At 63.3% G+C, this 20,257-nt stretch carries 19 protein-coding genes and 1 pseudogene; 15 read left to right on the forward strand and 5 right to left on the reverse strand.

The genetic code is table 11. From position 1 onward, the window contains the following. Window positions 1-118: 118 nt before the first annotated feature. From ASH00_RS12725 to ASH00_RS12765, 9 genes are all read left to right on the forward strand, one after another. Window positions 119-565, forward strand: coding sequence for a hypothetical protein (locus ASH00_RS12725; RefSeq protein ID WP_157359113.1), 447 nt, complete (start codon window positions 119-121; stop codon window positions 563-565). Window positions 566-627: 62 nt separating this feature from the next. Beyond that, a complete protein-coding gene (locus ASH00_RS16730) occupies window positions 628-1,179 on the forward strand; it encodes a hypothetical protein (RefSeq protein WP_235563292.1) in 552 nt (183 codons plus the stop codon). Window positions 1,180-1,181: 2 nt separating this feature from the next. Further along, window positions 1,182-2,708 (forward strand): cardiolipin synthase, encoded by a 1,527-nt coding sequence (cls, locus tag ASH00_RS12735; protein WP_157359115.1) that lies wholly within the window; start codon window positions 1,182-1,184, stop codon window positions 2,706-2,708. 23 nt (window positions 2,709-2,731) lie between these two features. Further along, on the forward strand, window positions 2,732-3,334 hold the full coding sequence (locus tag ASH00_RS16820) for a hypothetical protein (RefSeq protein ID WP_056548971.1): 603 nt from the start codon (window positions 2,732-2,734) through the stop codon (window positions 3,332-3,334). Continuing rightward, the gene (locus ASH00_RS12745; RefSeq protein ID WP_162252856.1) at window positions 3,289-4,407 is read left to right on the forward strand and encodes an AI-2E family transporter; all 1,119 of its coding nucleotides are present in this window, start codon (window positions 3,289-3,291) and stop codon (window positions 4,405-4,407) included. Before ASH00_RS16820 ends, ASH00_RS12745 begins: the two co-directional genes overlap by 46 nt. Continuing rightward, the gene (locus ASH00_RS12750) at window positions 4,392-5,795 is read left to right on the forward strand and encodes a phosphatase PAP2 family protein (RefSeq protein ID WP_056548975.1); all 1,404 of its coding nucleotides are present in this window, start codon (window positions 4,392-4,394) and stop codon (window positions 5,793-5,795) included. The genes ASH00_RS12745 and ASH00_RS12750 overlap by 16 nt, the downstream gene beginning before the upstream one ends. Before the next feature lie 20 nt (window positions 5,796-5,815). Next, on the forward strand, window positions 5,816-6,826 hold the full coding sequence (locus ASH00_RS12755) for an alpha/beta fold hydrolase (RefSeq protein WP_162252857.1): 1,011 nt from the start codon (window positions 5,816-5,818) through the stop codon (window positions 6,824-6,826). Window positions 6,827-6,897: 71 nt separating this feature from the next. Then, window positions 6,898-8,247 (forward strand): MFS transporter, encoded by a 1,350-nt coding sequence (locus ASH00_RS12760; protein WP_056548978.1) that lies wholly within the window; start codon window positions 6,898-6,900, stop codon window positions 8,245-8,247. 62 nt (window positions 8,248-8,309) lie between these two features. Beyond that, window positions 8,310-11,033, forward strand: coding sequence for an alpha-amylase family glycosyl hydrolase (locus ASH00_RS12765; protein WP_056548979.1), 2,724 nt, complete (start codon window positions 8,310-8,312; stop codon window positions 11,031-11,033). Window positions 11,034-11,157: 124 nt separating this feature from the next. Here the strand turns inward: ASH00_RS12765 and purN are convergent, their stop codons facing one another. After that, on the reverse strand, window positions 11,158-11,724 hold the full coding sequence (gene purN, locus ASH00_RS12770; protein WP_056548981.1) for a phosphoribosylglycinamide formyltransferase: 567 nt from the start codon (window positions 11,722-11,724) through the stop codon (window positions 11,158-11,160). A gap of 63 nt (window positions 11,725-11,787) precedes the next feature. Here purN and ASH00_RS12775 point away from each other — a divergent pair, with 63 nt between their 5' ends. Then, on the forward strand, window positions 11,788-12,231 hold the full coding sequence (locus tag ASH00_RS12775; RefSeq protein WP_056548983.1) for a hypothetical protein: 444 nt from the start codon (window positions 11,788-11,790) through the stop codon (window positions 12,229-12,231). 2 nt (window positions 12,232-12,233) lie between these two features. Here ASH00_RS12775 and ASH00_RS12780 read toward each other — a convergent pair whose 3' ends face one another. Together ASH00_RS12780 and ASH00_RS12785 are read right to left on the reverse strand one after the other, a co-directional pair. After that, entirely contained in the window at window positions 12,234-13,490 is a 1,257-nt protein-coding gene (locus ASH00_RS12780; RefSeq protein ID WP_056548985.1) for a cell division protein PerM, read from the reverse strand. Window positions 13,491-13,582: 92 nt separating this feature from the next. Beyond that, window positions 13,583-14,335 carry a sulfite exporter TauE/SafE family protein gene (locus tag ASH00_RS12785; protein ID WP_056548987.1) on the reverse strand — a complete coding sequence of 251 codons (753 nt, stop codon included), beginning with the start codon at window positions 14,333-14,335 and terminating at the stop codon, window positions 13,583-13,585. Window positions 14,336-14,386: 51 nt separating this feature from the next. Between ASH00_RS12785 and ASH00_RS12790 the strand changes: the two genes are divergently transcribed. From ASH00_RS12790 to ASH00_RS12810, 5 genes and pseudogenes are all read left to right on the forward strand, one after another. Next, entirely contained in the window at window positions 14,387-15,031 is a 645-nt protein-coding gene (locus ASH00_RS12790; protein ID WP_056548988.1) for a DUF1684 domain-containing protein, read from the forward strand. Between the two features lie 105 nt (window positions 15,032-15,136). Next, on the forward strand, window positions 15,137-16,303 hold the full coding sequence (locus ASH00_RS12795) for a glycosyltransferase family 4 protein (RefSeq protein WP_056548990.1): 1,167 nt from the start codon (window positions 15,137-15,139) through the stop codon (window positions 16,301-16,303). Between the two features lie 111 nt (window positions 16,304-16,414). After that, window positions 16,415-16,663, forward strand: coding sequence for a hypothetical protein (locus ASH00_RS12800; RefSeq protein WP_056548992.1), 249 nt, complete (start codon window positions 16,415-16,417; stop codon window positions 16,661-16,663). A 12-nt stretch (window positions 16,664-16,675) separates the two neighbouring features. After that, a pseudogene (locus ASH00_RS12805) lies at window positions 16,676-17,980 on the forward strand (alpha/beta hydrolase domain-containing protein); the annotation flags it as partial. A 123-nt stretch (window positions 17,981-18,103) separates the two neighbouring features. Then, window positions 18,104-18,958 carry an MSMEG_6728 family protein gene (locus tag ASH00_RS12810; RefSeq protein WP_082566146.1) on the forward strand — a complete coding sequence of 285 codons (855 nt, stop codon included), beginning with the start codon at window positions 18,104-18,106 and terminating at the stop codon, window positions 18,956-18,958. Window positions 18,959-19,012: 54 nt separating this feature from the next. Here ASH00_RS12810 and ASH00_RS12815 read toward each other — a convergent pair whose 3' ends face one another. Next, a complete protein-coding gene (locus ASH00_RS12815) occupies window positions 19,013-19,723 on the reverse strand; it encodes a PIG-L deacetylase family protein (protein ID WP_235563293.1) in 711 nt (236 codons plus the stop codon). Next, a complete protein-coding gene (locus ASH00_RS12820) occupies window positions 19,720-20,250 on the reverse strand; it encodes a ferritin (RefSeq protein ID WP_056548999.1) in 531 nt (176 codons plus the stop codon). The genes ASH00_RS12815 and ASH00_RS12820 overlap by 4 nt, the downstream gene beginning before the upstream one ends. Between the last annotated feature and the right edge of the window lie 7 nt (window positions 20,251-20,257).

A 20,257-nucleotide genomic window follows, 5' to 3' on the forward strand; every position in this document is an offset into this window, starting at 1 on the left:
CGGCCGGCCAGCTGCACTTCTGCTGACCGGCCGGCAACGAATTGTCAGGTGGTCCGGCCCCGGGGGTGGGCCACCTGACTTTTCTCCACCTCTACTCTCGGAAGGAGGAAGACAGGTCATGAGAACACCGATGAAACGGATCTGCCTCAAGAAGGTGATCGCGCTGTCGATAGCGACTGCTGCCGGTACAGGTCTATCCGGGTGTGCACTCGAGCCGGAGCCGTATGACGGGGACTTCGACCCGAACTTCTACGATTCGATCGAAACTTATGCAGGTGAGGAAGTGAGCCTTTCCGCGGAGGTGCTCGATGTCCTCTCCCCCACTTCCTTCACGATCATCAGCGGGGATGATCCCACTGCGAATCCGCTGCTCGTCTTGAATGAGGCCGATGCAGAAGACGTCCTACCCGGCATGCCCGTCCAGGTCACCGGAGCCGTCAAGGAAGCATTCGACCCGAGCACCGCCGAAGAAGATCTAGGTGTCAACCTCGACGATGCGCTCTATGAGGACTGGATCGGCGACTTCTATCTGGAAGTCACCGCCATCGACGCACCCGCCGAATAGGGCACGGAGAAACAACCGGCCGGAACGACCGGTGAGCCGGACCCGACCTACAGATTCCACCAATGGAGGAAATGATGGGCTCGACAACAAGAAAGACATGGGCAAAGAAGGCAGCGACGCTTGCGGTACTGCCAGCTGCGGTGCTTGGAGTGACCGGCTGCGGAGAGCAGAGCGTCTACGAAGCCGGGGTGGATCTTGAGGATCCGGACGCGGGTTTCATTGCCGGTGACGAGGAGTCCGACAACTCCCTCGATTCCGGACCCTACGACGAAGTGTATGACCAGAGTTTCTGGGACGAGCTGACAATCTACTTCGGCGAGGAAGTGACACTGTCCGCGCAAGTCAAGGAACCACTCGACCCGCGGGCGTTCACCATCGCGGGAATGGATGACACCACGGTGAACCCGCTGCTGGTGATTCATGAAGGGGAGGTTGAGCAACTGGAGCCAGGCCAGGCGCTGATCATCAACGGCACGGTCCATGAGTACCTGGACATCGAGATGGTCGAGGAAGAACTGGGCGTGGACCTGGACAACACGGTGTATGAGCAGTGGGAGAACGATCCCTATCTCCTGGCCACCTCTGTGAAGGCCGACGCCGCGTCAGCGCCCTGAGCGTGGACTTCCTCTCATGGTGGGGCTCCCCCGCCGGCCAGACACTGACATGGCTTGTCGTGGTGGACTTCGTAATCCGCGTCGTCGCCCTGGGCACTGTCCCCCACAATCGGCGCCCTTCCTCTGCCCTTGCCTGGCTCGCCCTGATCTTCTTTTTCCCGATCGCCGGTCTGGTGATCTTCCTGCTTTTTGGCAGGCTCCGGCTGCGTGGCAGCCGTGCAGCCTTCGAGCACCGCCTGGCCGATGAGTTACGGCGGAACGATGATCATCCTGCCCGGAAGGAGGCGGAACCCGATGTGCGGCTCGCACGGATCCCACCGGCGGTCTCTGCTGCGGTCACGCTCAACCGGAATAACGGCGCGACCCCGCTGACGGCAGGCAACGAGCTGACCCTGCACACCGCCTACGACGAGAGTCTTGAGGCGATGACGCGGTGCGTGAAGCAGGCGGTGTCCTTTGTTCATGTGCAGTTCTACATCGTCGCCGCCGATTCCACGACCGACTGTTTTTTTGCCGCTCTGGTAGAAGCACATGCCCGAGGCGTACAGGTGCGCGTTCTGCTCGACCACCTGGGCAGCAAAGGTTTTCCTGGTTACCGGGCAGCCACGTCGCGGCTGGATGCCGCTGGGATCAGCTGGCGGAAGATGCTACCCGTTGCACCGCCGCGCTTCCAATACCAGCGCCCGGACCTAAGGAATCACCGGAAGATCGTGGTCGTGGACAACCGGGTGGGTTTCACCGGTTCACAGAACATCATCGATGCGAGCTACAACAAGAAGCGGAACCGGCGAAAGAACTTCGAGTGGATCGACCTGATGGTCGAGGTCGAAGGCCCGACTGTTCCCCAGTTGAATACCGTTTTCCTCGCGGACTGGTCAGCGGAAACGCATGAGACAGAAACGCGCGAGGATATCGAAGTTCAGGCGGCAGCCCCATCGACAGGACCCGTCAGGAACGCGCTGGGCTCCCAACTCCTGCCCAGTTACAGCCAACTGATTCCCAGCGGTCCGGGACTGGGTAACTCGAATAATCTACGTCTGTTCAATCACCTCATCTACGGGGCAGAGCAGCGCGTGGTCATCTGCAGCCCTTACCTGGTTCCGGACGAGTCGCTACTGATTGCGTTGACATCGGCTGCTCAGCGCGGAATTGACGTGGATGTGCACCTGGGTGCTACCTCTGATCATGTACTGACCCATCACGCACAGCGTTCCTACTACGAAGAACTCCTGCGGGCGGGGGTCAACATTCACCTCTATCGACAGCCGTTTGTGCTTCATTCCAAGTTCGTCATCATTGACAGTTACACCTCCGTCATCGCCTCCTCGAACATGGACGTACGTTCCTTCGAGCTCAATCAGGAGATCAGCCTTCTGGTGCTGGACCGGCGCATTGTGGGCGAACTGGGTGAACTGGCCGCGCGCTACGCCGGTGAAAGCAGCACACTGGACCTATCCTCCTGGCGCGAGCGTCCAGCGCACCAGAAGTTTCTCGACAACGCATGCCGGCTCACGGCAAACCTGCAATAAGACCGAAAAGAAAGGCGCATCAAGTGCATACTCGCAAGCACAACAACGACGCCCACGTCCGAGGCCGACTCATCGGTGATGCGATCAGGGTCGCCGCAGTCATCAGCATCGGGATGGCCGTGTTGTGGTACGGAATTCCGGAAATTCTCGGCTTCACCGTCGTTGCGCTGGGGCTGATTGGCATACGGGTCGCCCACCTCGCCGGGCCCTTCGACGCGGCATTCGGCGCTACCATTCTCCTGGCTACATGGAGCGGCGTAGCGGGTCTCTACGAGGCGATCACCTGGTGGGACATTATGGTGCACTTCGTCACGGCCGGTTCTTCGGCAGCAGTGCTGTACCTGGTGCTTGCCAGCACCGAGGTCACCCCGGGCAGCCCTGTCAGCAAAGCCCTGCCGTCACGTTCGATCGTGGTGCTGACGTTCGCGTTCGGTATAACTGTGGCGGTGCTCTGGGAATTCGCGGAATGGGCAGGCAACGCGTTCATCTCCAAGGGTATCCACGTCGGCTACGTCGACACCCTCCTCGATATCGCCGTGGGCGGGGTGGGTGCGATCATCGCCGGGATACTCCTTTCGTTATGGAAAGACCAGACCTCAGCCCTCCAGAGCTCAGCACGACAATGAGCGCCCACCAGCCCACGGGGAGGAACGTCTGGAGCACGGCCCTCGGTCACGCCGCCGTCAAACTGCACCTGGTGATCTTCGGGACCTTCGCAGTGGTCATGGTCTGCATTGGGCTCAGCGCGGTGAAACTGGTCCTCATCCCAATACTGATCGCCTTGCTACTCACCGCCGCGATCAGTCCTCTCGTGCACTTCCTGCAACGCCGACGAATACCCAAATCTGCAGCCACTTTCATTTCCCTCCTGACCTGCCTGACAGTCTTGCTCGGCACCGGCGCCGCAGTGGCATACTCCATCTACACGCAGTGGAATGAGCTGAGAGCCAACTCAGAAGCCGGCCTGGCCAGACTTGCAGAAACTATCGCCCAAAGCCCGCTGCCCTTCTCGGAACAGCAACTACGGCAGGCCCGCGACAACGCGTTCAGGTCCATCACTGACGGCATGTCTGTCAGCGACGCGTTCGCCGCCCTCAACACGGTCGCAACGTTCCTGACCGCCTTGCTTCTGATGATCGTGGTCCTGTTTTTCTTCCTCAAGGACGGCCAGTCCATGTGGGCATTCCTCATCCGCCCCCTGAAGGGTGACCGCTCAGCCAGGGCTGCGCGTGCCGGACGGGAGGCTGTGGAAACCATGGGCGCCTATGTCCGCGGCATCTCGATCATCGCCTTCATCGACGCCGCAGGGATCGGGCTTGCCATGGTACTGCTCGGAGTCCCCTTGGCCCTGCCGTTGACGGCGATCATCTTCCTCGGAGGATTCATCCCGGTCATCGGCGCAACCGTGACCGGACTTCTCGCCGTTCTTGTGGCTTTCGTCACTAACGGTGCCGGTACCGCGCTCGCCCTCGCAGTCGCCGTCGTCCTTGTCCAGCAACTGGAAGGTAACCTCCTGCAACCAGTCATTATGGGCAAGAGCGTCAAACTTCATCCGCTGGTGGTGCTGCTCGCGCTGGCCGTGGGAGCGATCCTCGCCGGCATCATCGGAGCGATCCTCGCCGTACCCGTTGCCGCCGTTATCTGGACCGTCGTCAAGTCATGGAACACCGAAAGGGACCCCACATGGCAGAAAAGTTGAGCACCGGGTTGGGACGGTTTTTCCTGCACACCGTACTGAGCCTCGTAGGGCTGATCGGGCTTGGTCTGGCGTTTGAGGCACTTGCGCCGCACACGGGAACGAGCGGTTCAACCGGTAGCGGATTCCTGGTAGTGCTCGGCGGCGCTGTTAATTTCGTTGCTGAGATCGCTGCCCAGACCGGATGGCTGATCCTGCCTGTAGTAGTTGTGTGCTTGCTGATCCGCCGTCTCTACCCGTTGGCGGTTTATCTGGGCGTTGTGACGGCAGGTGCGGCGATTCTGGTCAGCGCAGGAATTCTCTTGACGAACGCCCTCGCCGTGTCCAAGGGCGGAAGTACCTTGTTCTCGGTTGGATCCGTTCACCTGGTTGTGACGTGCGGGGCGCTGCTACTGGTGTTCCTGCCGGTAATCCCAGCCCGGGGCAGAACCTGGACGATCATCGGAATCGTGGTGGCGGCGGCTGCCGTGGAAGCTATCCGAGCCATCACAGATGCGGTGTCCCTGTGGGCGGTTCTCGGTGGCTGGCTGATCGGCCTGACCTGGCTGTGGGTGAGCGCATGGGCCTTCCGACGCTGGCGCAGGCGGGACGGGCCATGGCCGGTTCTTCATTCCGGTTTGCCGGTTGAGGACCGGCGCGCGTTAGTGCCGGTTCCAGTTCGGGAACCGCTCCTGCCTGGCGGGGGTCGCAGCGTCCTCATACTTTGCGGTACATGGCTGCTGCTCGCGTGCGCGGTCATCGGGTTGGGACTGCTCATTACAGGGGTGCTTTCTCCTGTCCGCTCCTTCGACCAGGCGGTGGTGGAGTGGTTCGCCGAGAATCGCACCGACACGTGGAATGCTCTTGCCACCATGGCCGGATCGTTCGGAACGACCGGGGGAATCATTGGAGCGCTGATTGTTACCGGGGCAATTTTCTCCGCAGCCACCCGGCGAGGCGCTCCAACGATCTTCCTGATCACTGCCGTGGTGGGAGAAACCGCCCTGTATCTGATCACCGGGATGATCGTGGGACGACCCAGACCTGACGTTGACCACCTCTCCGAAGGAGTTCCACCCACCTCCTCATTCCCGTCCGGGCACGTTGCCGCGGCAGTTGTGTTTTACGGCGGGTTGGCTCTGTTGCTGCGGGTCTGGACCCGGTCCCGCCTGCGCGACCTCGGGCTGATCCTCGCGCCGCTCATCGTGCTCGGAGTGTTGCTGTCGCGGCTGTACTGGGGCGTGCACTACCCCTCCGACACGATCGTTAGCCTGCTCTTCGCCACCGTCTGGGTTTGGGCTTGCTGGCGCTGCTTCGAACCGGCGCGCGGTGCATCGCGTGAAGAGTCCCAACCTGCACCCGACACACTGCGGAATCATTCACAGCCAACCAGTCTCCAAGACCAGAAATGAAAGGTGACGCACAAAGCGCCATGCCCACAACTTTCCTCAGTTATGCCCGCCGCTTTCTGGCTACCGCAGTGCTTGCCACCGGAGCAGCCGTGCTCGCCCGCGGTTCATACGCGCGACATCTCAGGCAGGGCACCGTTGCAGGGCCCGGCAGTACCGTCACGGTCGACGACGGAATTCAACTCCATACCGACGTTGAAGACCATGCCGACGCCCGGCTTACCATCGTCTTCGTGCATGGCTTCGCTGCCAGTTCCCAGGAATTCCATGAGCAGCGTGCTGCCCTCCGGGGTGCAGGGCGTCTGGTGCTTTTTGATCACCGCGGGCACGGCTCCAGTGGATGGGGTCGTTACCGAAGGGCCACCATCGATCAGCTCGGTCATGACCTCGGGCAGGTCATCGATGCGCAGCCGGCCACCATCCCGATAGTCCTCGTTTCGCACTCCATGGGCGGCATGGCCACTCTTGCGCTGGCGAAACAACGTCCGGAACTCTTTACCGAGAGAATCGCCGCCGTAGCGCTTCTGTCGACTGCAGCAGGGCGCCTCCCGGCGACCAACATGCCCCGCCAGACGGCGCAGGCGATGGTCAGGACACACCTGGCTACCGTCGCTGCCTGGGCGCTTTGGCTGACCGCACCACTCATCGACGTGATCGCGCCGTTCCGGAGACAGTGGGGGCAGCGCTGGCTGCTCCACAAACTCTTCGGCGAGCAGGGCCCGCCGGAGAAAGCGGCCGGCCTGGTGGAGGACATGTGGATCGGCACTCCCATGTCGATGGCTTCCGCGTTCTACCCCGCCTTTGTCAGCTACAACGTTCCCGCAGCATTGGATGTTCTGGATGACATTCCGGTTCTCGTCCTGGCCGGAACGAATGATCGCGTCATTCCGTCTGAACGCAGCGAAAACCTCGCACAGCAGATCGACTCTGCCGAGCTGGTCCTGGTGGAAGGAGCCGGCCACATGGTGAACCTCACCCATCCCGGAAAAGTGAATAAGGCTCTGCGTGAACTGGTAGACCGAGCCCAGCCCTGACGGCAGCGGTATGGTGTTCCAGACAGTCGCAGTGAGCGAGGAGCGCCGGGCGGCGCCGTCAGGACGGAACCGTGAGCACTTCAACCGAGCTTCCCACCGGCGACCAGGTGGTTCAGGACCTGCCATGGCGGTGGCGCGTACAGGGCAAGATCTTCCTCATCGGCGGTCTTGGGTTCATGTTCGACGCCTGGGACGTGACGCTCAACGGGTACCTCATCCCGCTGTTGTCCGACGAATGGGGACTGACGCCGGGCCAGGCCGCCTGGGTTGGCACGTCCAACCTGATTGGAATGGCGGTCGGGGCGTTTGCCTGGGGGTCGATCGCCGACATCATCGGACGGAAAAAAGCGTTCACCGCGACCCTGCTGATCTTCTCGCTCTTCACGGTCTTCGGAGCGCTGTCCGGTGACCTGGTCTGGTTCTGCATCTTCCGGTTCCTCGCCGGTTTCGGCCTGGGCGGCTGCATCCCCGTGGATTACGCGCTGGTCGGCGAGTTCACTCCACGGAAGCACCGCGGCCGGGTGCTCACCGCCATGGACGGGTGGTGGCCTATTGGCGCTGCGCTGTGCGGTGTGGTGTCCGCGATCCTGATTGCCGCGTTTGGAGATTGGCGCTACCTGATGCTGGTCATGGTGCTGCCGGCACTTCTGGTCTTCTGGGTGCGCCGCTCAGTTCCGGAATCGCCGCTCTTCCTCGTGCAGCGGGGGCGCACCGGCGAGGCGAAAGCCGTCATCGACCAGCTGGTCAAGAGCACCGGTGGGGCTGTGCGCGAGTGGCGCCTACCACCGGCTGGAGACGATCCGCGCCTCACGCTCGGCGGCCTGACCGGCCAGTTCACTGCGCTCTGGCGCTTCAATTGGCGCATCACCCTCGCCGCCTGGGGTCTCTTCCTGTCGATCCTTTTGGTCTACTACGGTGCCCTCACCTGGATGCCGCAGATCCTCATCGCCTCCGGGTACCGTCAGTCAGTGGCCTTCCTGACCACGGCGGGCATGACCGGTATCGGGTTCCTCGGTGTGGTTGCGGCCGCACTCCTGGTTGAGCGGGTGGGCAGGAAATGGATACTCGCGGTATCAGGCCCGCTATCCGCCGTCGTGCTGGTGATTCTTGCGCTCAACCTTGACCTGCCGGCTGCGGCGACCGCCTGGCTACTCGCGTTCGGTTTCACCATCCAGGTGGCGATTCCGGTCCTCTACACCTATGTATCCGAGCTGTACCCAACTGAGCTGCGGGGGTCCGGGTTCGGCTGGGCGTCAACGGTTTCGCGGGTCGGCGCAGGGTTGGTTCCGCTGATCTTCGGATCCCTGCTGTGGCCGTACTTGGGGCTGCCGCTGACCTTTGCGGTGACGGGGCTGCTGGTCCTGCTCGCTGTGTTGTGGATGGCATTCAACGCTCCGGAAACCCGTGGAACCCGTATTTGATTTGACACCTAAATGTGATCTGAGACACGCTATGAGGGTTCTTTCTACTCTCCGGAGGTCTCATGATTGCCCGCAACGCCACTGTTGTCGTGCTTGCATCCCTGCTCGCAGCGACCGGCACCGCCCTACCCGCGCAGGCCAAACCGGCCGGCCCCAACAGCTCAACTCCCACAACCACTGCTGAAGCGCAGCACTCGCTGCGCGCGCCGGTGACAGATGAGAATTTCTACTTCGTCATGGCTGACCGCTTCGCGAACGGAACTACAGCGAACGACGACGGCGGCCTCGGTCCTGATCCGATGGTGTCCGGTTTCGATCCCACGAAGAAGGGCTTTTACAACGGCGGTGACCTCAAGGGCCTGCTGGACAAGCTCGACTACATCGAGGGCCTGGGCACCACGTCCATCTGGCTGACCCCGAGCTTCAAGAACAAGGCCGTGCAGCCGGCAGACAACTCGGCCGGCTACCACGGCTACTGGATCACCGACTTCACGCAGATCGACCCGCACCTCGGATCGAATGATGATCTGAAAGCGCTCATCGACGAGGCGCATTCCCGTGGCATGAAGGTCTACTTCGACATCATCACCAACCACACCGCGGACGTCATCGGGTACAAGGACGCTACCCGGATGCCTTACGTTTCCAAGGATGAGGTGCCGTACCGAACCGCTGACGGCGTCCCGTTCGATGACCGCGATGTAGCGGGCAGCGAGGACTTCCCCGAGCTCGATGCGGAGACCTCATTCCCTTACGCACCGGTGCTCGAGGAGGGCGAGGAAACCCTCAAGGTTCCGGCCTGGCTCAACGATCCGACGCTCTACCACAACCGCGGCGACACGACCTTCGCCGGGGAGGACTCCTACTACGGCGACTTCTTCGGCCTGGATGACCTCTTCACCGAGCACCCCAGAGTAGTTGACGGCATGAAGGAGATCTACCAGACCTGGATTGCCGACTTCGGTGTGGACGGATTTCGCATCGACACCATGAAGCACGTCGATGACGGGTTCTGGCAGGAGTTCGGCCCGGACGTTCTGAAATTCGCCCATGACCAGGGCAAGGACGAGTTCTTCATGTTCGGCGAGGTCTTCGACACCACGAAGGACTTCACCTCGCAGTACACCACCCGCAACTCCATGCAGGCCGTTTTGGACTTCCCGTTCCAGGAGGCAGCCCGCAGCTTCGCTTCCCGGGGTGCGGACGCACAGCAGCTTGAGCAGTTCTTCATCGGCGACGACTGGTACACCGACGCCGATTCCAACGCCTACAGCCTGCCCACCTTCCTGGGCAATCACGACATGGGCCGCATCGGTGGGTTCGTGGCCGCTGACAACCCGGACGCCGGCGAGGGCGAGCTGCTTGCCCGCGACGAACTGGCGCACGAACTGATGTACTTCTCGCGCGGTAACCCTGTCATTTACTACGGCGACGAGCAGGGCTTCACCGGCCCGGGCGGCGATCAGGATGCCCGTCAGACCCTCTTCGCGAGCCAGGTGTCTGACTACCTCGATGATGACCTTCTCGGTACCGAAGCAACCCACGCCGAGGACAACTTCAACCCGGAACACCCGCTGTACAAGACCATCGGCTCGCTCGCAGAAGTGACCGAAGAACACCCGGCTCTGCGCAACGGAGCCCACCAGCACCGTTACGCCTCCGAGGGGGCCGGGATCTACGCCTTCTCGCGGATCGACACGGAGCGTCAGCGCGAGTACGTCGTGGCACTGAACAACAGCGAGGAAGCGCAGACCGCCGAGATCCCGACGTACATGCCGTCCCGGACCTTCAAGTCCATCTACGGCGAGGGGGAAGACCGCGTGAAGTCAGCGCGCAACGGCACCATCACCATCACGGTGCCGCCGCTTGCCGCCGTCGTCTATGAGGCTTCCGGGCGCATTCCGGCTTCCAAGACCGCTCCGGCCGTTCGTCTCACCCAGCCGACCCCGGCAGAAGGCGACAACGGGCGCATGCTCGTGGAGGCCGCCGTCGACGGTTCCTCCTTCTATGAGGTGTCCTTCGAAGCGCGCACGGATGGCGGCGAGTGGACTCCGATCGGTACGGATGACAACGCGCCCTACCGCGTCTTCCATGATGTTGCCGCGCTCGATCCCGGTACACCGCTGGAGTACCGTGCGGTGGTGTTGGACAACAAGGGTCACACCGCCGGCAGCGGTGTGGTGAACGCGGAGGCGCCTGCGCCGATCGTGACGCTTCAGGCTCCTGCGGAAAACGCCTGGGTACGGGACGCCGTCAAGCTCAGCGCCGTGGCGGACCCGGAGAAGGCAACCAATGTGGTTTCCTTTGAGCGCAGTGTGAACGGCGGCGACTGGGAGCAGATCGGCACGGATAGCTCCTCACCGGCGTACACCCTGACCGACGACATCGCCGCCCTTGATCTGCCTGACAACACGCAGCTGCAGTATCGGGCGGTGCTTGGAGAGTCAGTGAGCAACGTGCGCACGGTGATCATCGGCGACCCGGTGGTAGTCCAGCCGAATGCGGTATCAGTGCCGGGAAGCCTCAACTCGGAAATGGGCTGCCCGGGCGATTGGGACCCAGCGTGCGACCAGGCGCAGATGACGCTTGGCGACGACGGTCTCTGGCGGCTCACGGTTGACCTTCCGGCCGGTGGTTACGAGTACAAGGTGGCCATCAACAAGAGCTGGGATGAGAACTACGGCGTGGGCGGCGGTCCCAACGGGAGCAACCTCGCGCTGGCGCACGACGGCGGTTCGGTAACCTTCACGTACGACCACCGGACACACATCATCACCGCGGAGTGATTCCCGGGTAAAAGGCCGGGCCACTCATACCGAGCGGGCGGAAGGATCGGGGTTGCGACAGCGCCCCGCTCTTTCCGCCCGCTCGCTGTGGTTAGGACGACGGGTTATTGCGACGAGCTGTTTGCTACGGGGTCAGGGCAAGGCCGCGCAGTGTCTCAATGAGCAGGGCGCGCTCCTGCACCTTGATGCGTTCGTGGAGGGTCTCCTCGGTGTCACCCTCCAGGACCGGCACCGCGGCCTGGGCGAGGATGGGGCCGGTGTCAATCCCGGCGTCGGCAATCATCACGGTGCAGCCGGTGACCTTGACCCCGTAGGCGAGTGCATCGCGCACCCCGTGCGCACCCGGGAAGCTGGGCAGCAGCGCGGGGTGCGTGTTGAGGTACCGGTTGGGGAACGTGTCGAGAAAGCGTTGATCGACAATGCGCATGAAGCCGGATGAAATGACAAAGTCGGGCTCATAGGAGGCAGTCCGGGCTGTCAGTTCCGCGTTCCAGTCAGCGCGGTTGCCATACTGCTTGAAGTCCGCCACGAACGTGGGAATACCGGCAGCAGCGGCACGCTCAACCCCGTACGTGCCAGGCCGGTCTGCGCCGACGGCAGCAATTTCCACCGGCAGTTCACCGGCCTCCACCGCGTCGATCACCGCCTGCAGATTGGAGCCTGTACCGGACACAAGGACAACGATGCGCATGGGTTCAAGCGTAGTAGGTGGCGGCCCGCGCTGATGTGCCGCGGTGTGTCCTAGGGTTGAAGCATGAACAAACCCGCGCCCTCCGACCCGGCAGCCCGGCCTGCAAAGCCGTCGGGCCAGCCTTCGCCGCCGTCGGACAAGGACATTGCATCAACCCGCGGCCTCCTGCGCGTCTTCATGCTGCTCCTGCTCGGGACCCTCCTTGGCACCAACTTCCCCCTCCCGTGGAAGGTGCTGGGCCTTGTTTTCGGGCTGGCTGCGGTGACCGTCGGCATCCTCGCGCTGGTTGGCCTGGTCCGCCAGAAAGCCCCGACGCTGCTACGGATTTCGACGACGATAGGTCTGGTCGCGTCGCTCTTCCTCACCCTCGGTGCAGGCGCCGCCATTCTGCTATGGCCGGTCACCGCGCAGTACGAGGAGTGCATGGCAACCGCACTCACGTCGAAGGCCCAACGGGAGTGTGACGAGGATCTACGCAACCTCGGCGGGCTGCTGGGATCCCGCTGAAGCTACCGCGAGTCCCGCTCCAGCAGCGGGCTGACTGCGTAGCCGATGACGACGCCGACTCCCACCTCCGCTGCGATCAAGAGCGCCGTCCACCAGGGATCGGGGCCGATCTCGACGAACCGGCCAACTCCGACCGATGCACGGGAGAGAAACGCGACGACCGCCGTGCCGGCTCCGGCCAACACACCGATGAACAACCCGAGCGTGACGGTGGATGCCGTGGCGGTGAACCAGCGGGCCTCCACTTTCAGTTGCAGCCACTCGTCGAAGTGATTTTCTCCCTCGCGGAAGAACCACCAGCCGGCCAGAATACCCGCAACAACCGGCAGGGCGAGGGCAGCCATCCCGTACTCGAGCTGTCCCGAGGGCACCGCGCCGAGAACGGGCAGCGCAGGCAGCGGCCCCGCCGTGGTTGCCAGCGGGCTGATGGAACTCCCGGTTCCCAGGGCGAACCCGGCGCCCGAGGACCAGGCAAGGGTCCAGACTGCGAGGTTGGGAATGAAGCCGAGCTGGCCGATGGTGACGACGGCGCCGCCCAGTATCCCGGCGTCGAGCCTCTCGTAGATGGTGGCGATGGCCGCCCAGTGAATCGCTAGCGTCACGGCGAGCAACAGCGCCGACAGTCCGAGCGCGGAAAGAACCGCAAGGAACGCAGCACGCACCGCGGACCACACGTAGGACCCGGCCCAGCGGGAATGTTGGCTAGTGGTGGCAATCCACTCCGCAAGGTCCACACCGATCAGGCGCCCCCACGAGCCGGCCTCGCGGTACGCGCCGATGATCAGGCCCGCACCGGCTGCGATGAGCGGCACACACGCACCGGCCGCAAGCGGTGCCGAGGTAACGCCGTCGTCAGCCAGGTAGGCGGCGCCGAGACCGAAGAGTGCATACACCGCGAGGGCACCGAGCAGCGCCTGCCACAGCTGGTCGGTGTAGGAGGCGCGCGCCAACCGCCGCCCTGCGCGCCAGGCGAGGAGGAACGGGACGAGCGTCAGCGCAAGGGGAACTGCCCACAGCAGGCCGGTGCCGCCGTCGGGCCGTGCAAGTTCAAGGGGCGCACCATGCAGTACCAGCCAGGCCTGCGCGCCGAGGTGGAGTGTTCCGAGCGCGTCGCGCCCGCCAAAACCGCCCGTCAACCACACGGCACCGAGGGGAACCAGGACGATCAAAGCGGAGATCACCGCAGCCTGTCCCAGTTCAAAGGCGCCCTGCAGCCAGAGGGGCATCGGCAGCGCACGGGGCTTGGTAGGGAGTTTCATCCCTTCCATGGTGCCACCGGCGCGTGCATCAGCCCCTGAACGACTCGGCGGTGTAGGTCACGGTGACGCCGGTCTCTGACTCTACTGGAGCGTCAGGCGAGCAGGTCCGCGATGCCCTTGATGAGCGCTGTTGCAGCACCGAGGAAGGCGATAACGATGACGGCGAAGCGCGCCTGGCGGTCGTGGATATACCGCGAGAGCCGCTCCCCCGTGAAAATCCCGAGGATGATCGAGACCGGGATCAGCGCCCACATCCAGGTGTCCAGCGGCGGCACCTGCCCTGGGTCGATGAGGAGCTTGACGATGACGGTGACGGATCCGATAACGGCGAAGAACGGCTGCAGCGTGGCGGCGAACGGTCGCTGCGGCCACCGGGAGAGCAACGCGTAGGCGCTCACCGCCGGCCCGCCGACGCCTGCCATGGAATTAGTCAGTCCCGCCGAAAACCCGGCGACCGCCTTGGACCGGTTTCCCGTGACCATCACCGACGAACGCTGCAGCACCAGCGACGCCGTCAGCCCTGCCAGCACGACGGCGGCAACGGTCACCGCCAGCGGCGCACTGGGCAGGTTCACCGCAGCAAAGGAGCCGGCAACCGAACCGAAAACGGCAGGGAACGTCAGCCACCGGAACATGCTCCAGTCGATGTCCTTCCACACCCGGGGCACGATGAGCGTTGAGGACACCACGCCGCAGATATTGATCAGGAGCACGCCCTCATGCGGGCCGAGGATCAGCACGAGGAACGGTGAAACCAGCAGCGCAAATCCTAGCCCGGCAATGCGCTGGGCTACTGCGCCCAGCACAATGAGGCCGAGGACCAGGATGAACAGCGCTATTGTCACGCTGAATACAGTACGCGCAGGCAACAGTTAAGCTGGAGTTAGGCTGGCAGTATGACTCTCGCAGCGACGGCACTGAACACAGCGGACTGGCGTCGGGAAGTCTTCGCGCTGTATGCCGAAGTCCGTGATGCGGCAACTGCCGGCTCCCCCGCGCTGGCTCATGCTCACTGGCGCACCGGACGCGACCGGCTGTTTGCCGGGCACCCGGCGTCACCGCTTTCACCGGCAGCCCGGCAGGCCTTCGCCGGTCTGAACATCGCACCATATGACCCTGCCTTCCGTTTCGAAGCGGAGATTGACGACGACGGCGCGGGCCAGCTGATGGAGGTTCCCACCGGTACGGACGGCGTGGTCCCGTTCGAACGGCTCGGTACAGTTGCCCTTGACGGCGCGGCCTCCGGCGGTGTTGGCCGCCTCGCGCTGTGGCGGCTGAAGTCCTACGGCGGCGGGCTCTTCCTGCCGCTGAGGGACGGGTCCTCCGGGAAAGACGGCGGGAGCTACGGCGGCGGACGGTACGTGCTGGATACCGTCAAGGGCGCACACCTCGGCGAGCGCGGCGGGCGGCTGATCGTCGACCTGAATTTCGCCTACAACCCCTCCTGCGCCTATGACGAGGAGTGGGCGTGTCCGCTGCCCGGCCCGGACAACCGGCTGGACGTTGAGTTGCCGGTCGGCGAGCTGTACGCCGCCTACTGAGTTGTACACTGCCTCTCAGTTGTACACCGCCTCCTGAGGCAGAGTTCATTCGAGCGCAACCTTCCGCTCGCCGGGTGCACAGAACCCGCTGCCAGTATCGGGAGCGTGAGAGTTGCAGTGGTTGCCGAATCGTTCCTTCCACACATGAACGGGGTGACCCACTCCCTGCTGAAGGTGCTGGCCCACCTTCGTAGCCGGGGTGATGACGTGCTGGTGATCGCGCCGTCGTCGTCGTGGTTGGACAGGCCTTCCCGCGCCGTTTCCAAGGCGCCCGCCTCGGTGGAGGGCTATCCGGTGATCACGTTGCCGTCGGTGCCGCTGACCGGGTACGCCAACGTGCGGCTGGCGGCCGGTACGGTGTCCAGGGTGCGGCGAATCCTTGCTGCCTTTGCGCCGGACGTGGTCCATGTGGCCTCGCCGTTTGTGCTGGGATGGCGTGCGGTTCAGGCAGCGGAGCAGCTAGGGCTTCCCACCGTTTCCGTTTATCAGACCGAGATTCCCGCCTATGCGGCCCGGTACGGCGTTCCCTGGGCCGAGAACCTGTTGTGGCAGCGGGTCGAGAACATTCATCAGGCGTCGACGCTCACGCTTGCGCCGTCGTCGTTCGCGCTGGAGCAGCTCGACTTCCACGGTATCGCGAGGTTGCGGCTGTGGCGCCGCGGAGTCGATACCGCCCGATTCAACCCCGTGAAGCGCGACGGCGGCTGGCGGCATTCCGTGGCCCCGCCCGGTTCGAAGATCATCGGCTACGTTGGACGCCTCGCCGCCGAGAAACAGGTTGAGGACCTCGCGGGGCTTGACGCTGTCCCGGGGACCAAACTGGTGATTGTCGGCTCCGGACCGGCGAAGGAGTCCCTACAACAGACGCTGCCCGGCGCACATTTCGCGGGGTTCCAGTCCGGCGAGGACCTGGCAAGGATGGTGGCGTCATTCGATGTCTTTGTGCATCCGGGTGAATCGGAGACGTTCTGCCAGACCATCCAGGAGGCTATGGCATCGGGAGTTCCGGTGGTTGCAGTAGGCCGCGGCGGTCCGCTGGATCTGGTTGATTCCTCCCGGACCGGCTGGCTGTACCGACCGGGTGGGCTGGACCAGCTCCACGCGGGTGTGATGGACCTGCTCGGGGACGACACGAAGCGCCGGGCTTTCGGGCGTGCAGCGTATTCCGCGGTGCAGGGCCGCACCTGGCCCGTGTTGTGTGAGCAGCTCACGTCCTACTACACGGAGGCGGTTGAGGCGCAGCGCCGGGCGCCGGTCAATACCTTTTCTTAAGAACGCACGTATGTTCAGTTGTCTTGTTCACTCCAGACCACTTCATTACGTTACAGACACTGCTGACTCTCAGCCGTATGAACCAAACTCGACGATCACAAGGGAGTAATCGTGCAAAAGTTCACTCGCGCCTCCATCGTGCTTTCGCTATCTCTGGCCGCAACAACTTTCGGGGCAGGGGGTATGCCCGCTGCTGCGTCCGAAGATCGGGAAAATCGAGCGGCAAGTCCTGCACTCGAACGGCGCACTCCGATCCCGGAGGTCACCCTTCTGCCGACAACCGCGGACTCCTATCCGTTCGGCGGCGCCGAGCATCAACTGGTACCCGAGGATCTGTCGAAGCAGGGCTATGTGGAATAGGAATTCCTCGCGAGCGGAAAGGCCAACGTCTACGGCTGGCCGGCTCCGGGGCCAGCCGTCGTACAAACGACGGATGCGCCCTACACGACGCGGGTCCTGGTGAGGAAACCGGCTGACGACAAGCAATTCAGTGGCAACGTCGTCGTAGAGATGCTTAATCCTTCCAATCTCTTCGATCTCAACATCGGCTGGGCGATGACGAGCAGGCAAATCGTCGACAATGGGGATGCCTGGGTTGGCATCACCGCCAAACCGATCTCTGTTGAAGCCCTCAAGAATTTCGATGCTGAGCGATACGGCTCTCTGTCTTTCGCCAATCCTCTTCCGCTGAGCGATCCGCGCAACTGTCAACAGGTGGCTGCCGACAGCTCGAGAACGACCGAAAACGGCCTGGTGTGGGACATTTACAGCCAGGTCGGCGCGTGGTTGCGCAGTGATGCCCCCACTAATCCCCTGGCTTATGGCGGTGAAGCCACGCTCGTCGACAAAGCGTATGGGTTCGGCTATTCACAGACCGGCGGATATCTGGCCAACTACATCAACGGAGTACAGCCGCACGTAGTCGAACAAGACGGTGCACCCATCTACGACGGCTACATCGTGGGCGTGGCCGGCGGCGCCTTTGCCGGCGCCTACCCCATGAACCAATGCGAGAGTGCACCGCCGGCAGCTGATCCGCGCAGACAGTTCAACGACGTCGGTGTTCCGATCATCCGAATGATGTCCCAGTCGGACTACCTGTTCGGGATCGGTTCACGCAGGCCGGACAGCGATCTTCCCGGCGACAAATACCGCCACTACGAGATGGCCGGGGCCGGACATGCCACACCGGACGAGTTGTACTTCTCCGCTCAGCCGGACGACATCATCGCGGCTGGACGCACTGTTCCGCCGATGAATTGCAACGAAGGTCCACGCAGCCGTTTCCCGAGCTCGATCTTCTTCAACGCTGCGCTGAAGAACCTCGATCTGTGGGTACGCGAAGACATCGCGCCTCCCAGCGCAGATCCCATCCTCGTCGAGAACGGGTCTCCTGTCCTGGACCAATTCGGAAATGTTCAGGGCGGCCTGAGGTCTCCGTTCCTGGATGTCCCTACCAGTACGTGGTTCGGCACAGCGACCGGTGCATCGTTCTGCTTCATAGCCGGCTATGAGCGCCCCTTCGATGAGGACACGCTCAACAGCCTCTATCCAACTCACGGATCCTATGTGAAAGCGGTGAAGCAAAATGTGCGTGAACTGGAATCACAACGCTTCCTGACCAAGGACGATGCGCGGTCCCTTCACCGGGAAGCCGCCCGGGCAGAAATCCCATAGGCAGGAAGTGCGATCAAGGGATCGGGTAGGCAACTGAGGGACGCTTCCAACGATGGTGGTGCCTGATGTTTGCCCGATCCCTTTGATAGTCAGCTGGCTGAGCAAATGTGGCACACTGGCCGCATGCAGACGTTCCTGCCCTACCCGGACTTCGCAGCCAGCGCCGCCGTGCTCGACCAGGCTCGGCTCGGCAAGCAGCGGGTTGAGACACTGCAGATCCTGCGCGCGCTGGTTCTGCCCGACTACGGTTGGCGCAGCCACCCGGTCACGAGGATGTGGATGGGCTATGTGCCTGCACTCACCGTGTATGGCCTGGCGATGGTCCGCGAATGGGTTTCGCGCGGCCACGCGGACAGCACTGCGCCGCTGATCAGCGAGTTCGCCCCTGATTCTGCCGCAGCCTTCGAAGCGGGCACTGGCCCGGAACCTGTTATGCCGCCGTGGCTGGGCAGGCCGGAGATTCACGTCAGCCACCAGTCCAACCTGATCCAGAAGGCACCCGAGTTCTACCGCGAGCGCTTTCCCGACGCGCCGGAGGAACTGCCGTACTCGTGGCCGGAACCGGAGCTGGAACTTCTACCGGTCGAGCCGCTTGGTGAGCGCCTCTGGATCTGGCACGGCCCGATCGATACCGTGGACGGCGATGCGCTCCTGCTTCCCGGCCACCCGCCGGCTGGCCGGGCGGTACCCAAATGGTCCCGGCAGTACGCCGCGTTCACTGAGCTGGCGCGTGAGGGTGATGCTGCCGCCGTCGTAATGGAGGGCGGCGCCCGGCTACAGCGAGGCACACTGGGCCCGTTGACCATTAACCGGGAGGACAACAAAGACAACGACGACGGCGCGCCGGGCACCGCGCGGCGCCCCATCTCCCTGTCGGGTTGGCTTCGACGCAGCGACTTCGAGTATCCGGCGCTGCTGCAGGACCCGCGGCGGTTCTATGCGGTGGAAGCGTCAGCCGCATCAGCCGCTCCCGAATAACGCCGTCTTCGGGAGCGCTGCTGTATCCGCCCGGTCGTTGGTGAATCGATCTGCCTACAGCCCGTACAGCTCGAACCCGACCGCAGGGGTGCCGCTGTCCCCGGAGTTCCGGCTGGTGGCCCAGCGAACCTGTTCGGTTGCCTGCTCCTCAACCGGTTTGCTGTCCAGTGCCTGCAGGTACCTTGAGTGCGCGGCGAGGGAAAGAATGGCCTTCTCAATGCTTTCCTCGCTGACCTGCATGGCGTGTGTGGGGTTCATGCTCAGGATCGCGGTCCATTTCACCTCGTGGCGGGGGCCTTCAAGGTCAGGGAAGATCCACTCGTTGGCGGCATCGGCTACCGCGTTGAGCACTGACCGGCCGAGCGCCCGGTGATCCTCAGAGTTCCACTTGCCCGGGCCCCAGGTATCCCCGTGATTGAGTGTGACGATGCCGTCCGGCCGATGTCTGCGGATTGCTGCAGCCAGGTCGCGTCGAAGGTCGAGGGATTCCGTCAGGCGGCCGTCCGGGTGATCGAGAAATTCCAGCACGTCTACGCCGACCCGGCTGCATGCCGTGCGCTGTTCACCCTCACGCAGCGGGCCGCTTTCCTGCGGCGGGAGACCGGCGATCCCAGCCTCGCCCCGCGTTGCCAGCACGTAGCTGACCTCTTTGCCCTGCGTGATCCATTCGGCCACCGCGGCGGAGGTGCCGTACTCGGGGTCATCCGGGTGAGCCATCAGCACCAGCGCGCGCTTCCAGTCGGTCGGGAACGGTTCCAGGGTCACAGTGCTCCTCCGGCTGTGGGCGGCATATTGGGGTCGGTGCCGGCGTCACCGACACCCTCGCGGGCGAGGAAATTCTCGACGTCGAACAGATTGTCTGCACGCTCAACGATGGTCAGCAGCGTGGACATCGATGCGACCTCCTCCACCTGTTCCTTCAGGAACCACAGCATGAACTGTTCACCAAGGGCGTCGTTCTCTGCCCGGGCGCGGGCGAACATCGCCTCAATATCAGCAGTGACCTGCTTCTCCTGGGCGAGGGCCAGGGCAACCGGCTCGACGACGGACGTGAAGTTGTTCCGCACCGGTTCAACGCCCGGAATCTGCACGTCATGGCCCCGGTCAAGCATGTACTGGACCATCATGAGCGAATGGTTCCGTTCCTCGAGCGACTGCCTGTAGAAGTGCGCGGCGAGGCGCGGCAAATCCTGACCGTCGAACCACACCGCAATGGCCAGATACTGCTGCGACGCTGCGAGTTCGTTTCCGACCTGCCGGGCCAGCAGGGTTGAGAAGCTTGTGTCCGCCATGGTGTCC

This window comes from Arthrobacter sp. Soil782 (assembly GCF_001428435.1).
GTDB lineage: Bacteria > Actinomycetota > Actinomycetes > Actinomycetales > Micrococcaceae > Arthrobacter_D > Arthrobacter_D parietis.

Coding starts and splice junctions, on each gene's coding strand:
- ASH00_RS12750 (WP_056548975.1), top strand. CDS start 4,392: ATGGCAGAAAAGTTGAGCACCGGGTTGGGACGGTTTTTCCTGCACACC.
- ASH00_RS12820 (WP_056548999.1), bottom strand. CDS start 20,250: ATGGCGGACACAAGCTTCTCAACCCTGCTGGCCCGGCAGGTCGGAAAC.
- ASH00_RS12725 (WP_157359113.1), top strand. CDS start 119: ATGAGAACACCGATGAAACGGATCTGCCTCAAGAAGGTGATCGCGCTG.
- ASH00_RS12745 (WP_162252856.1), top strand. CDS start 3,289: ATGGAAAGACCAGACCTCAGCCCTCCAGAGCTCAGCACGACAATGAGC.
- purN (WP_056548981.1), bottom strand. CDS start 11,724: ATGCGCATCGTTGTCCTTGTGTCCGGTACAGGCTCCAATCTGCAGGCG.
- ASH00_RS12755 (WP_162252857.1), top strand. CDS start 5,816: ATGCCCACAACTTTCCTCAGTTATGCCCGCCGCTTTCTGGCTACCGCA.
- ASH00_RS12775 (WP_056548983.1), top strand. CDS start 11,788: ATGAACAAACCCGCGCCCTCCGACCCGGCAGCCCGGCCTGCAAAGCCG.
- ASH00_RS12790 (WP_056548988.1), top strand. CDS start 14,387: ATGACTCTCGCAGCGACGGCACTGAACACAGCGGACTGGCGTCGGGAA.
- ASH00_RS16730 (WP_235563292.1), top strand. CDS start 628: ATGGAGGAAATGATGGGCTCGACAACAAGAAAGACATGGGCAAAGAAG.
- ASH00_RS12765 (WP_056548979.1), top strand. CDS start 8,310: ATGATTGCCCGCAACGCCACTGTTGTCGTGCTTGCATCCCTGCTCGCA.
- ASH00_RS12810 (WP_082566146.1), top strand. CDS start 18,104: ATGCAGACGTTCCTGCCCTACCCGGACTTCGCAGCCAGCGCCGCCGTG.
- ASH00_RS12780 (WP_056548985.1), bottom strand. CDS start 13,490: ATGAAACTCCCTACCAAGCCCCGTGCGCTGCCGATGCCCCTCTGGCTG.